Annotated in this window: 11 protein-coding genes; all 11 read right to left on the minus strand. The window is 44.2% G+C overall.

Annotated elements, in window-relative coordinates; translation table 11 throughout:
- Positions 1-10: 10 nt before the first annotated feature.
- On the minus strand, positions 11-979 hold the full coding sequence (locus tag FAY32_RS10190; protein WP_143463333.1) for an outer membrane protein assembly factor BamB family protein: 969 nt from the start codon (positions 977-979) through the stop codon (positions 11-13).
- A gap of 95 nt (positions 980-1,074) precedes the next feature.
- The gene (locus FAY32_RS10195; RefSeq protein ID WP_143463334.1) at positions 1,075-1,728 is read right to left on the minus strand and encodes a hypothetical protein; all 654 of its coding nucleotides are present in this window, start codon (positions 1,726-1,728) and stop codon (positions 1,075-1,077) included.
- 4 nt (positions 1,729-1,732) lie between these two features.
- Entirely contained in the window at positions 1,733-3,790 is a 2,058-nt protein-coding gene (locus FAY32_RS10200; protein WP_143463335.1) for a hypothetical protein, read from the minus strand.
- 1 nt (position 3,791) lies between these two features.
- Positions 3,792-4,397, minus strand: coding sequence for a DUF2612 domain-containing protein (locus tag FAY32_RS10205; RefSeq protein ID WP_143463336.1), 606 nt, complete (start codon positions 4,395-4,397; stop codon positions 3,792-3,794).
- On the minus strand, positions 4,387-5,547 hold the full coding sequence (locus FAY32_RS10210) for a baseplate J/gp47 family protein (RefSeq protein WP_143463337.1): 1,161 nt from the start codon (positions 5,545-5,547) through the stop codon (positions 4,387-4,389). Before FAY32_RS10210 ends, FAY32_RS10205 begins: the two co-directional genes overlap by 11 nt.
- A complete protein-coding gene (locus tag FAY32_RS10215; protein ID WP_143463338.1) occupies positions 5,547-5,924 on the minus strand; it encodes a GPW/gp25 family protein in 378 nt (125 codons plus the stop codon). The genes FAY32_RS10210 and FAY32_RS10215 overlap by 1 nt, the downstream gene beginning before the upstream one ends.
- Complete coding sequence (locus FAY32_RS10220; RefSeq protein WP_143463339.1) at positions 5,921-6,295, minus strand: Gp138 family membrane-puncturing spike protein; 375 nt, start codon at positions 6,293-6,295, stop codon at positions 5,921-5,923. The genes FAY32_RS10215 and FAY32_RS10220 overlap by 4 nt, the downstream gene beginning before the upstream one ends.
- Positions 6,292-7,320 (minus strand): phage protein, encoded by a 1,029-nt coding sequence (locus FAY32_RS10225; protein WP_158727580.1) that lies wholly within the window; start codon positions 7,318-7,320, stop codon positions 6,292-6,294. The genes FAY32_RS10220 and FAY32_RS10225 overlap by 4 nt, the downstream gene beginning before the upstream one ends.
- Positions 7,253-7,642, minus strand: coding sequence for a phage baseplate plug family protein (locus FAY32_RS10230; RefSeq protein ID WP_143463341.1), 390 nt, complete (start codon positions 7,640-7,642; stop codon positions 7,253-7,255). Before FAY32_RS10230 ends, FAY32_RS10225 begins: the two co-directional genes overlap by 68 nt.
- A 14-nt stretch (positions 7,643-7,656) precedes the next feature.
- Positions 7,657-8,964: a LysM peptidoglycan-binding domain-containing protein gene (locus tag FAY32_RS10235; protein WP_143463342.1), complete on the minus strand. Its 1,308-nt coding sequence runs from the start codon at positions 8,962-8,964 to the stop codon at positions 7,657-7,659.
- An 11-nt stretch (positions 8,965-8,975) separates the two neighbouring features.
- Positions 8,976-14,699, minus strand: a complete 5,724-nt coding sequence (locus FAY32_RS10240) for a phage tail tape measure protein (protein WP_143463343.1) — start codon at positions 14,697-14,699, stop codon at positions 8,976-8,978.
- Positions 14,700-14,725: the final 26 nt, after the last annotated feature.

Consider the following 14,725-nt stretch of genomic DNA (forward strand, 5'->3'; position numbering starts at 1 on the left):
GACCCCTCCTTTAAATTTGCTTCAACATTACGGTGCTCCCATAGTTATCGACATAAGCTATACCTTGCTCACCTAGAATGGAGATGTCGGTGACGATTCCTTGCGTTGCTAGGGTGCTAGTATCCACGGCCCAAATCAGATTCCCTGATTTGTCAAATTTATACAGTTTTTTGGCATCTGATCCCGCATAAATGTTGCCATTATAGTCAATCGAAACTGCTCGAACCGGTACTTGCCCCATATCATACTTCCATCTAACGGTACCATCTGACTTGTAGACGACAAGTGTTCCTTGAGCACTTCCGACAATCACATCACTTAGCCTGCTGACGGCTAAAGACAGCCCATAGTAGGGCAGAGATCTCATCGAACCAACCAGATTGCCGTCAACATCGTGCCAAGACGTACGACCGATAGAATTTGTTGAGTAAACCAACGAGTTGTGTGTGTACATCGCCGCTGCACCATAATTTGATAATGTCTTTTCCCAAATTGTGTTGCCGTTGGTGTCTATCTTTGTCAAAGCGGATATCGTCCCGATGTATAGGTATCCCTCCATCATGACTAGGTTCTTGCCATCCTCATAGGGAGAAGACTCAATGTTTTTGTCCCAGACCAGAGCACCTGTTTTCAAGTTTAGTTTGAAAGCATACATCGTCCGCGTACCGTAGACAAAACCATCGCTAATTTTTAAAGCAAAGATAGGCTTCTGAATTTCATCAAGGAATTCATGCTTCCAGAGTTGCTTGCCAGCACTGTCATAGCAAAAGACCGTGTTTTTCTGATTTCCAGATACCACAAATCCCTGTGAGTTAATATCGGTCGAAATCATATCACTAGCAACATCTTCAGCGGTCCACGATACCTGTACCTTTCTCAGCATCAACTCATACATACGCTCATTTTTGCCAAACATCGACAGCTTTCGCTTATCCGTGCCAGTAATACTAGCGACTTTACCACCATGATAGATAGCCATTACTGACCACCTGCCTTAAGTGCTTTAGACCGGTGGTTTAGGTGGGGTTTTGCCCCCCCCCCAATCGTAAATAGGGTTAATCATTTTCATTCCTCCTAATACGCTTCAATGTGGTCAATCATGGCATTAGCTGTTCCAGCCAACTGTGCAGTATGCCCAGCATTATCGATATCTAGCCATTGAAACATGCCAATAGTTAATCCCTTCTGTGGCACGCTGCTAAACTGCGTGCCGTTTCCATCCATGATTGTTGAAATTTGATACGATAGTGTTGAATTATTTGACACAACTAAGTTCCCGTTGCTATCCGCTTTGAAAGTTGTTGGAAACTGAAAATACCACTCAAAATTGTGGTAATCGCTGAGATCAACCGAGATTTGAGTTGTATACCCTGCCACCAGGTTAGCGATTGGAATCACAATTGGATTAGCATTAGTAAACTTAGAACTTCCGGAACGGACCGGAATATACCCCCAACCGTACGGTGCTGACATGTTGGCAATCTGGGAAAGATATATCTTGATTCCGTTCTTCGCCTTAGTCAGCGGTAAATCCATTGGAATCGTGGCGTTATTGTACTGGTAGCTCGTCTTATCAAAATATCTCGTTGGATTACGTTCAGTATATAAGACAGTGCCCGTTGCCCATTTGTCGCGATAGATGATGGCGTTGCTATCAGAAATCAGCTCTGCTTTTGCTCCCCGACTAGCAATGTTCACTTGCTTTGAATTACTCTTAAAGATTGCCATCAGATCAGCTCTCTTCCGTGTAGTAGTAGTGAAGCTTGTCGGTGTTCGAATTGGATTTAGCCGTAGTTTCATCAGCTACCTTGATAAAGAGTGGCTTACCGTCAATCGTTAACCCGTCGGTGTTCGAGATATTCAAGACGTGGCCATTTGCAAGGGTGATACCACCCGGTGCATACAGTTTTTCGACTACTTCACCTGTGGCGGGATTGCGGTGCAGAGTGTTGGCGTCAAGTGCAAAACGACTAGGTGTAGTGATTTGCCATTCACCCCAACCCGCACCATCCCAAAATGTACGGTACGCAGACTCACCCGACTGTCTATACGCATGCTGATGGATTACACGGCCGCCGTTAGAGACAGTAACATCCCAACCGACATACGTGGCGTCTTTAAAAGGCCCATTTTTTATCCACGTTGTCGAGTTGGAGTATGAACCAGCAGTTTTCTCATTGTTCAAATCAGCCCCATCGTGGAGAGCACCCTGTAGTAATGGTGCAACTTCTGCTTCTCCGATAGTGTCCGGCGTGTAAGATGGTGCCACCGGTCCGCAGACAATCATTGGCTCGATAACCACGCCGTGGACGTGTGATCCATAAGCATAGTACTGAACCTGAACTTGGGTCGCACCCGCAGGGAGTGGGTAGTTCTCGGCTGTGATTGGTACAAACACGTCCTTATGTGATTGGTCAACATAGTTCTCCTTGTAGCCAACGCGATTACCTGAACTGTCCAAGAACGCCATTGTGGCAATGATTTTGGCTTCGACAGCCGAATCAGCATAAAGCAGTGCTTCTGCCCGTATAGAATAGGCATTGGCTACAGAGTCCACACTCGTGCTCGGCACTGGCATAGGCTTGGAGGAACCAAACATGGTAGTGTCAATTGTTGACTTTCCTGAGATATTTACGCCGAATCCTGGATGCCCATTTTGCATTGAAGATGGAACCGTTGATAGATAGCCCGTCCCACTAAGCATGTTCCAGCCAGCAGCATTGTTGGTATAGCGCGAGTTGTAGACCAAGTTCAATCCGGAGGGCACGGAATCGTCACTAAGCCGTTTCCATTTAATTACATCGCCGTCCATTACGAAAGTATAGCCATAATACTTATCATCTCGATTTGTAAAGAATGTTCCGTTTCCGAACCCACCACCAGTTGCAATTACAAGCCCCCTTGCAGAGGATTTTCCAGGGAAATTGATAGCTCCGTATTGGATGTAAGTGCTATAGACACCAGGATTAAGTCCTAGTAAGACTGAGTTAGTATCAGTTTTACCATCGGCCATGATACTCAGGACGGCCGCTCCATTATCGTTGGTGATTTTATTTTTTTGCCAGCTGCTAGTGTCAGCCGACTTGACCATCGGTGCCACCGCGTCGTCAGTGTGTTTGTTTGCCGCCACCTGTGCCGCGTCCGCCTGTTTCTGTGCGTCCGGTGCCGTGATGTACGCGTTGCCCGCGCCGTCTACCGCACCTTGGGAGAACGTCTGCTGCTTTTCGAAGTTATTGGCTTCACTCAAACCGGCATAGTCGTCTAAGTCTTGAAGCTTGGCATCCATCTCAGCTTTTGTGTAGTAGTTCTGCATAGCGGTGTCGAAGACCTGCTTGGTCACCATATTGGCCGGATTGACCACTATAGTGACGTTGGCAGCACGACCTACCTTGGTATCAATTCCGAATCCCAAGTAAGAACCAGCATCGTCCTTATGGACAAAAACGGGGTCTTGCAAAGCCGTGACACCATATAGAATTTCGTTTCCATCAGAATCCTTGGCATACAATCCCGCTGACAGCATTTGATAGTCGTTTGGTGACTGTGTCTGATCGACATTAACTTGTACATGTACAGTTGAATCATCGACAACTTGGACTTCTGTTACTTGTCCGTCTTGTTGAACATCATCTAAAGTCGAAAGTTTAGCTAAGACTTCATCGTCAACTTCAAAGTAATTTTTTGTACTGATTGAAGCCCGCGTAAATTGCATATTTGTCTTGTTAGCGCGAAGCTGTGCTTCTAGTGTGAAACCAGCATCCGTCATAATCGTTCTTGAATTATCTGCCATCTTATACCTCCTTTTTCTGCGGTACAGTCATTGTCGTTTGAATGACATGACTAATTTGTGTATGCATCGCATAGTAAACTTTCGTTTTTACAATCTTCTGGAATTGAATTTTTACTACCCGAACTCCAGCAACAACCGAGCCACGGATACGTTCTAAAACCATTGTTTCTTTGCGTTGTGAATCTATGTATTCAGCCGGAAGATTAGTAAACTCGATGGCATTCGGTTCCCCTTCAACCAGTGAAATATTGATATCTGAGTAGCTAGCGCCAAGTGACTCAGCAACCAATCGAATTAAACTGTCACAGGAGCCATCCGTTTGACGAGCAAGTTGCTTTGTTTTAATCAAAAATCGATAAAAATTGTCGTCAAGCCCATTCCGTGAAACGCCCCACTCGGCTCCAGCTAAGTCCAAAGCGGCCCCTTCCGCATTGTTGATATCACGCCAGTCGTTAATTTTTTGGAAGGTTTTAAGCGTATCCTCCATACCGTCTGAGTAAAAAGAGAGTAGCTTGGCGTTATTTGAACCTTCACTGTAGTCGAGAGACACGGGTAATTCATTCAGCAAATCCGTTAGGCTATATTCCGGCTCATACTTAGTCGCCATCAACAGTCACCTCCACGTCACTATCATTTGCAATAATCGCCGATTCAAATTGGTCCAGCTGAATATCACTCATCCCCATAGACGATTTATCACGTCCCATGGTAACCTGTGCGTACTCAACACCGTCAGCGTTATAAATAGCCTGATACAAGCGTGTGAAGACCACCTTGTCACCCATGATTAAGCTATTCAGATACGTCTTGATTGCTTGTGTGATTACAGCCGGACTAGTTTCTGGATTGAAGTCAGAATTAGTCTTAAGTGTCATCTTGACGTAAATAGGAGCAACCGTTGCTGTATCAAAAAAGACATCGTGCGAATGACCGCCGATGTCTTTTACTGTTGTTTTAATTGACCCTGTCGTCTGAATTCCAGCAGCTATACTGTCCAGAATTGCTTGACCGATATCTTGTTCACGTCCACCACGAACGTAGAAATGAAGTGTTTTGGGCGGATTACCATACTTATCTGTTTCCATAGTGAGGTTAGGAACAATTTGCACTTGCTCAACTCCAGCTAACGAATACAGCGCCGTATATAGTCCGTAGTAGGTTGGACCAGGCTGTGCTTGCATTGACAAATAGATACGCTGACGATAGCTTTCATCATCTTCAACTTCAGCACCACCGCTTGCGGCTCTGGGGTTAGTTACAGATTCAATGCCACTAATGCTTTCAACCTGATTAACAATCGTTCCTGCTAGCACATTGCCTGTTTCATCTTGAGCCGTGCAAACCGCAAGCCCTGAACCAGTTCCATTATCGGTTAATGTCACTGTGTCAATCATCTCAAATTCAACACCAGAATCAGTAGAATACACTGCTTCTTCTGGAATAAGTGTTCCAGCAGTACCAGTAAAATCCAGAGTGACCGTCGCCGCTTGTGCTGGATTCCGACTAACGGAATAGTTGTTGCCAAGGTGATCTAAATTGATTCCTTCCGCCTGGTCAACATAGTTGGCATAGTAGACAGCTTCCAAATCTTGGTTGACGATATTCTGCAACCAAGCAATCACACGGAGGTACATACCTAGAACAGAATTTTGTTCCGTATTGATATCGTCGCCAAATAGTTCTTGCGACTTGGCAATAAGCTGGTCTAACAATTGCTGAAAATCAAGAATTGACAGCCCTGTTTTATCTAATTCCATTAGCCATCATCTCCCAAATTCGTACTTACCGTTTGAACATCATCGTCGTTAGGGAGAACGTATTTTATTTCAACGGTTAAGGTACGTAAGGCTTCGTCTTTGTCAAAATTAATCTCACGAATATCGATTCGTTCATCCACTTGTTCCGTAATAACGTCTTCGATGTCTTCACGTAAGAAGTCTTCGTTATATGCTTTTCCTAACGCATTCTCGCGTGTTAAACCCATTGGCCCATCCTCTGGTTCGAATTCATCTAATCGGGTTTGTAGGGTTGTTCTGATACGTTGATTCATTTCATCACTTGCACTGACAGTCGAAATGTCTCCGTCTGCAATGACGACATCGCCATTAGAGTTCAATTCAAAGTCTCTTTTCAAGCTTTATACACCCCCACTACTACTGCGTCGTTGACACTATGTGTTCGGTCGCTAGCTTTTGTATACTTACCGCCATCGAAGTTGTCCAAATCTCGATCGTTATAAATTGCAAAGACAATAGATCCCTTATGCATAGATTTACCATCATCGAACGCATAGCAAGTCATCAAAACCGGGCATTCATGGATAATTCCCACTTCGTCCTGACCGCCTTCATCATCTATCTGTGGTTGAATGTCGGCCATATGTGTAGAAGCGTTATAACTAACGACTTCAAAAAAATTACTGACATTGGTTTCATAGCTAGATTTCCCCATCATGGCTTGGGTCAAATTATGGAAGTCTTCTTGCAGTTTTCCTTTTTTTGTCATACATACACCTCCATCGTTGTTGTAAAGGTAGAATCATCACAGACGTGCTCACCAGATTTAACGCGGAAAGTCCCATTCAAGAATCGGTTCTTAACCGTGACCACTGAACCCGTAGACACTTGATATCGTAGCAAGCTTGTTATTGTCCAAGTTTGATGTTTGGCATCTTCGTTATCAGAATCGGTTGTTGGATATTGGATAAGGCCAGTACCCCCATGCCGTCCCTTTACATGTTCCGTTATCAGAATGTGTTCGTTATGTCCCTTAATTTTGGATAAATCATCAATGATGATGGCACCACGACGGTAGTAAACTCTGCTACCGCACGCCTTAGCAATCTCTTTAATCACAGTAATAGGCTTGCCATGCGCCGTATATCCCTTTTTATAGATTTTAGGTTTAGCCAAGTAGACCTTGTCTAGCTTAATACCAGCGTCACTGGCTACACGGCGAATAATCGTTGAAGCAGAAACACCTTTGCCGAAAGACAAGGCACTATGCTTCTTAATCTTAGGGAGGTTAGCAGCTGCCTTTTTGCCAATCACTTTGGTCTTCTTTTTACGAGCATCTTCCAGCTTTTTATTTGCTCGTTCAGCAGACGAGAGCAGTTTCGAGTAATCTTGCCCTTCACGATATGTGAAGCTGAAAGTATTGTTCGTACCGTCTGACGTAAACGGGCTGATTCGTCGAATGACTCCAGCAGAAAGAAGCCCTACCCCGTCTTCTGCATACCCGGAATAGAGCTTGATTTCATATCCTTTTTTAAACAATTTTCGATGCTTTTCAGCCAGATTCATGATAGTCACCGTACAAGTCGGTGGCGTGCTTGAATCGCTAAAGGGAACGTTGTAATGGATTCCTAGAGAGTGCGTTAACGTCTGCCAGTAAAGCAGTGTCACAGACTCATGTGGTGTTGTCAGGACCAGCTTGACTCGACGACCATAGAGATACTTGGCACTAGCCATCGTCAACGCCTCCTGTCCAGTCTCCGTTGATTGGAAGTACCCCAATATCAGTTCCATCATCAGGAAGAACATCCTCAACTAGAAATACGGTTATCATGAAATTGTCAATTGAGACTCGTTTGGCTTTCCCAGATTCGTCCATAGGAACTAGCGGTGTTGATGGCAATCGATCATCAGCTGGCAAAGATTGAAATAATGGTTGATTTAAAATCAGCTTTTCATGAGCCAAAACCGTTTCGTAATCGTCCATCAGGGTGATTACAAAAAAATCCCCCTCATCGTTGTAAGCAAGGGAGATAAGATATGTCGTACCATCTAAAACCTGTTCAAAGGTCTCTGGCAAGTCATCTACATCAAAATCTATGTATGGTCTAACTGGCACGTCTCATCCCTCCTTTACTTACTCAGTTGTTTAGCAATCTTATTCAGCGTTGAGTTAGCCTTTATCGACGCTTTGTTCTTAATTAGTGAGTTAGACATAGCAGTGGTAGACATTCCCTGCGTAACGCGCAGTTTAACCGGGTACTTGCCATTTTTACCTGGATACATGGTTACCTTTTCGGAACCATTCCATTTACGAAGTTGCACAACAGTCGTTCCGTATTTCTTGGCAAGACCCCAGTAAGTCATACCCTTTTTGACAGTTATGTATTTAGCACCAATATAGCTACCACCAGTAGTTTTCTTACCTTTGTTGTTCTTAGTTCCCTTTGAGGTTGTTGTGACCTTAGCCTTATAGGCAAACTGAAATGTCATAGAGATTTTCATCATACCAAGCAGTGGTGCGTCTAAGGTTTTAGTCAAATTCGTCATAAATAGGTGCTTATAGTAGATCTTATTCATGACGTGACCACCAATATCATTAGCAGCATTGGACTTATAGACTAACTCCGTGCCATCGAATTGCCATTTCTTCAAGTTGTTATACTGCTGTCGACAACTCTTCTTGGGAAGGCCCGCACCGCTAACGTCATTTTCAGCACCAGGCCATAGACGCTTACCAGCCTTCTGGTCGTACAAGTAGCCATTGACAGTAATCGTTTTGGCTGACCGTTGAACGTGGTCAACTACGGGATCATCTTTGTCGATTGAATATGTATTCGCGTTCGAATCATTAGTTTCTGATTCATCCGTTGCAAACAAAAACACCTCAAGTCCAGTCAGCGAGTTGGTCGCATGAAGACTGGCATGAGGTGCCATAAATCTATTCTTATTTTCTTGGCGTTGCTTAGCAATTCGACTAAGTGCCGTTTTGTGACGCTTGGCCATATACGCATTGTACTTGGCTGTAGCGTCCTTCTTACTTTCCTTAGCCTTTTTCAGCTTACTAGACGATTTTTTATAGGAAGACGAGCTAGTTAACGAATTCAACTTCTTATTAGCAGACGTAATCTGTGACTTGTAGTCGTTTAGCTGCTTCTGTTGAACTTTACTGGGTTTGGCTGGCGTTTTACGCTTGACCTTAACCTTTTTAGTCTTAGTCTTGCCATCTTTACCCTTGGCTTTGGTCTTCTCATTTTTATAGTAATAAGTAAGCGAATCGTTGATCGCGTCAATGCTACTTTGAGCCGCAGTAACTGTGGCCTTGTAGCTTTTAGCTTGAGAAATTTGTTTCTTTTGAGTAGAAGAAAGACTGTTGTAGACGTGCTCTGACGACTTAACAGCAGCCTTTTTCTTCTTCCACGTTTTCGTGTACACGGTCATTTACACTCCCCCTAGTACGCTAAATTATCCATTTCAGCATGAACAATTTCATCAAGTTCATCACGAAGTTTTGCTCCAACCTTCTTCACAATCTCATCAACGTCGCCACCCTTAGCGTCAACGTGAATATCGATATGAAACGTGTTGGTGATATTAGGTTTAACTTTTGTACCACCCGCACGACTCATCAATTGACGAGTTGCATCAGCAGAACGAACTGTAGCTGGACGGTCAAAATCAACTAGCTCTGGTCCCTTTTCACCAACAACAACGGATTCGCCCACATTAGGACGACCACCAGTGGCAAAACGACGAGAACCTGTTGGCCCCCATCCTCCTGTGTGGACGTCATGCCGCCAACCGGAGTCATTAAACATAGCTAGTAACTGGTCATAAGCAGAGAGAATCTGTTCATGACCTTTTACAGCATAATTTTTAAAAGTGGGGTCAATGAATTGCAGAATACCTTTTGAAGGCGTTCCGTTTTTAGCATTCACATCCCAGTTATTGACGGCTGTAGAAGATCCGCCAGATTCATGCTGAATCACTGCCTTGATAGTGGATAGTTCACTACCGCTTAGGTTGACGTGCATAGCCTTAGCAGCTTTTTCAATCATACTAGTAGATACAGTGCCGCCGACTTGTCCGCCACCAACAGCATCTTGCAGATTATTTTCAATCCACTTGATGGCTGTTGAGCCAAGCTGAGACTTAACCAATTTGGTTAAAGCTGGAGTAGCCTTTTTCTTCTTGGATTCAGGGTTACCAAAGTTCCCCTTTAGCTTCGTGACATCAAGCCAACCTTTAGTTGACCCACCGCCATGAGACCAAAGCCCTTCCGTCGACGCACCCACATGGACGTGAGTACCAGCTGGTCCAAGCTTAGCGAGTGACTGTCCTTGCTTAACATGATCACCAACGTGTACCAGAATCTGAGCACCGGACCCCGCCTTACCATTTAGTTCTTGATAAATCAGAGACAAACTGCCGCCCTTAGTACTTACGTATTGACCGATACCATTATTGCCTTCCCAACCAGCTTTGGTACCAATTCCTGTGACGACAGAATCCTGCATAGACCGGACTAATTTAGCGCCACTGTAGTCGTTCCCATCATGAGAACTAAAACCGCCAGACACAGCGCCACGATTACCAAAACCAGAAGTAATTGACCATCCTGGACCTGGAGCGCTCAGGACTGGGCCACCACCGCCAGAATTGATAAGTGATTCGATGTACCCGTACATTGCACCAGTCCAAGGAACACCGACTGTCTTTGCTCCAGCCTTAGCCGTATTGGTTACACCTCGTTGTAAAGGAGCACCAGTAGCCTTCACATTTGAAGTGAAGTCATGGCTAAACGCCTTTGATGGATTACCAGAATTTCCACTAGCTAAACTACGAAGCTTGTCATCACTAGCACCAGTGCCCTTTGCAAAGTGCGGAAGGTACGGTTTAGCACGTTCGACTTGGTCACCATTAAAGACTTCATCCCCTTTTCGGAGATGAACCGCGACATTATCGCCGACTGGTTTTAGCAGCTGGGTACCACGTCCAACCAATTCTTGACGAGAACCAAAGTTTGCGTCATTCAGGACGGCTAGTTGGTCACTGTCAATTGGACCACGGGAACCTTGTGCATAATGGATTGGTTTGAGAACATTCTTGTTACCACCAAATTGACTAAGAGTTGAGTTAATGCCAGTAAACCCGCCGTTAAGTGAAGAAATAGCACCTTTCATGGCACTTTTGGCGTCACCCGGTAACTTACCCATGATAGAGTCAAAGTCGCTCTCAATAGCCTTAGTTTCCGAATTCATACCACTATGAATCTTACTCATAGTAGCAAGCTGTGACCCCTTCATTTGAAGAAGCTGCTTATCGGCACCTTTTTGCATTTGGTCGTAATCGCCAACAGTGTTCTTTTGAATTCTGTCAGTGAAACGGCCCGTATCAGTCTGGATTCCTTTCCAGTTACGGTTCGACTTGGTATTAAATTTAGACACTAATTGGTTAGACTTTTTCGTCGACTTGTCATAGCCGCTAGTAACCGTCTTAGAGATAGTTGCCATCGACTTTTTAGTTGACTTAGTAGCCTTAGCTAACGGATCACCAAAACCCTTAGTCTTAATCGTTCCACCAATACTAGAATTACCAAGTGAGGTAGTACCTGTTGCATAGCCCTTAAGTGTCTTACCTTTGCCAAGACCACCAGCAAATAACTTGCGAGTATCCTTTGCATTGATGATATGTTCACCAGCATACAGCTTGGCGAAAGCAGGTCCATTGCCTAACAGACGGAACCGACCGGTACGTGGATTATAAGCAACTTCGGTACCAGCCTCATTGACCGCTGCCATTTGAGTAGCACGGATAGGACCACCAGTGGCATGACCCCCAAAAACAGATGGCATTCCTACTTTTTTGTCAGAAACTTTAGATGACGAATTTGCAGTATTAGTGGTGTTTAACGCATTGTTCTTTTGCGCCAAAGACTTGTCTAATCCATGCTTTTTCATCTTGGCTGGCTGTGTACCGGTACCAGCTGATTTATTCTGTTTAAACAGCGTCGGAATACTATCAATTACGGATTTAGCTGAATCAGACCAAGCATCAGCCGCTTCTTTAGCTTCAGCTTTTGCCTCAGCAACTACGTCAGTATGTTGCTTCTTAGCCCATTTCAGAGTTCCTTGATATTGGTCATAAGCCCTATTAGTGGTACTTACATACTGTTTATCGGCATATTTCTTAATCTGCTTGTACTCTGAGCTATGAACACCATACAACTGTTTAGCAGCCTTTAATGTCTGGTTATACTGTTTTTCGGCAGCAGAAACACTTGAATTATACGACTTCTTAGCATTAGCCTTAGTTAAACTGTATGCCTTATCAGACTGAGAAATGACTGATTTGTATTGACTAGAAGTTAGTCTAGTAGTACGCAAATTCAAATTTTTGATAAGAGCCGACTGCTGTTGATTTCCTTTGTCTGTAAGTCTCAGAATATCATTATTAAGTTTCTGAATCAGCGCTACCCGGTTCTTGCCGCCGTTACGTTCGTCTCGTTCAATCGCAGAATAGTCTTGTTTAACTAATGATAAACGGCGCTGATTATAAGAGTTCTGGGAACTCAGAGCAGACTGTGCTCCACTTGCGCTAAGAGCACCAACCTTTTGAAGTAAACTAGCAGCTTTGGAACTCTTACTAGTCGACTTGTTAACATAATCTGATAGCGAATTATAAGCCTTGACATACTTTGAAGAATTCTTCGACATTAGTAGATTTTCATCAGAAGTAATTCTCTTTGTCTGCTTCATACTAAAATCAGCAGCAGTTCGTGCCCAATTTTCATTAGCAGTACCAACTAATTTAGTAGCAGTTTGTGTTGCCTTACGTGCATCCTTGGGTAAGGAATCGAAAGGATTAACCTTTTTTTCTGGCTTTGACCTGTTATTGCTGCTTCGCGATTTATTCTTAGAACTGCTTTGGGGACCAAATAATGATCCAACAAGGTCTGAATCAGCTTGCCAACTATTTTCTCCACCGTCATGTAACGAAGGAGTGTGATTAGGATCAACATCCTTATGTGCGTTATGCTTCTGGTCATTATTCTTATCAGGCTTAAGGAAGTCTGATGCCTTTACCGTTTTAGCAAATGACTTGCCAATTTGTTGACCAATCATAATGCCAACTGGATTGCCACCAGTTAATACTCCGCCAATAGCGGCACCAGTAGCTGTACCGGCGGACTCCCATAGCTTTTGCCCACCGGATTTAGTATTAATCCCCTGCTTAAAGGCGTTGACAGCTTGTGAGCCAACATCGATACCGACACCCGCAACAGCTAACTTGCTTAAACCTGACATGCCACCCCAAACATTACGAACGGCGCCTAATCCGCCTGCATAATGAGTTGAACCTGAACGAGAACCAAGTGTTTCAGCAGCTGTTACAAAGTGAGTGGAACCAGATCTATTCGCCGGAACAGCTTCAACTGGAGCATTGGTAGCTGGGATACTATTTTGAACCACGTCTCTAACTAGAGCGGTTTGACCCTTAACCTTTCGAGAGCCACTTGTTCCCATCCAATCTAAGCCTTTACGTAACAACTTAGACCCGGCATAGGCAACGGCCATGGCACTGCCAAGGGCAACAATATGTCCAGTCAGTTCTTTGGCCGGTTGTGGGAGCTTAATTAAGACTTTCAGAACACTGTTTGTGTCAGAAAGCATATGTGTGAATCCGGGTAGGATTGTCTTAGTAAATCCAAGACCCATAATATTTATGTATTGCTTGAAGACATCAATCTGGTTTTTCCAAGACTTCATGTTCTTCTGGGCTAGATCAGCGATATACCCTTGACCGTTGCCCTTTTTCTCAGCATTTTGAACCTGGGCCGTCAATGACTTCATCTGGTCAACGTTCTTTGCGAGAATCAATGCTGACTCTTGCCCGGTTGTACCAAATAGTCCATGGAAGACAGAGGCACGTTCGGTGTCATTCATGCCTTTCATGTGATTATTCAGAAGTTCAAATGCCTTGTCTAGTGTGAGCAAATTGTCTTTGGAATCACGTAAATCATCGGGTTTTAACCCAATCGATTTAAGCGCCGCAACCCCTTGTCCTTTAGGACCACTGGTAGGATTTAAAAGTGAGTTAATATCCTTACGAAGACCGGTCCCACTAACAGTGCCGTCTTGTCCATTGTTACTAAGGACACCGATAGCACCAATCGTACCAGCAAGTGACTGATTAGCTGAATGGGCTGTGGCCCCTGCATAACGAAGCGAATTCCCAATTCCGGTGAAGTCAGTAGCACTGAGGTCGGCACCATAAGCCATCTGGTTAAGAACTGTCTTAGTGTAGGCGGCCATCTTCTTCTGACTGTCGCCAGCCTTAGTCTTATACCCAAATTGTTCTAGCGCCGGAGCACCATAGCCAACTACTGAGCCATAATCATCGCCAGAAGCCCGTGCCGCTTGTAAGAAATATTTATGCGACGCAAGTTCCTGATTACCAGAATACCCACGACGGATAAGTTCTTCTCCACCTTTTGACATATCAACAGGAGAAACACCGTATTGCAAAGCAAATTTATTGTTCTCTCGCTCCATATCACGGGTTTCCATGGCGGAAGCAGCAGCCGACTCGCCACCGGTATGTAAAAGATTTCGAATAGTGGTGTATTTGTTCTCTAGGTTAGTAGCCTCTTCAGCTGATTGTTTAAACGCAGCCGCAACAGGCAACATTGCCATTGAAATACCGGTACCCATGTTAATGAGTCGGTTACCAGCACCATGTAAACGGTCAAAAGAACTAGTTGTTCTTTCCGTACTGTGGCGAGTCCGATCAATAGCCTTTGTACTTTTCTCATTACTGCGAACAATCTCATCACTAGTCTCAACAGCTTTACGCCGTGTTTTACCTTGAGAGGTAGCTAGTTTCTCCTGCTCGTTTTTTGTCTTGGCGACGGAATCAGTAACCCTACCCTGCGCACGAGCGTTTTCAGTTGCTCCCTGAGTAGCTTTGGATTGCAGTGCTGTAGTTTTACTTAATTCATCATTAGACTCTCGCTGACCATTAGTAACAGCCTTTGTTCGACGAGAATACTCATCTAAGTTATTTAGAAGACGTTCTTGTTTTCTAATCAGCTGGTCAACAGCACTATTTGCCGCTGTTAAACCTGACTTATTAACCTTATATCCAATTTCAATAAAGCTTTTTCTCAAAGCCATTTATGTATACCTCCCTTCTAGGACTC

Source organism: Levilactobacillus enshiensis, from assembly GCF_007115095.1.
Lineage (GTDB): Bacteria > Bacillota > Bacilli > Lactobacillales > Lactobacillaceae > Levilactobacillus > Levilactobacillus enshiensis.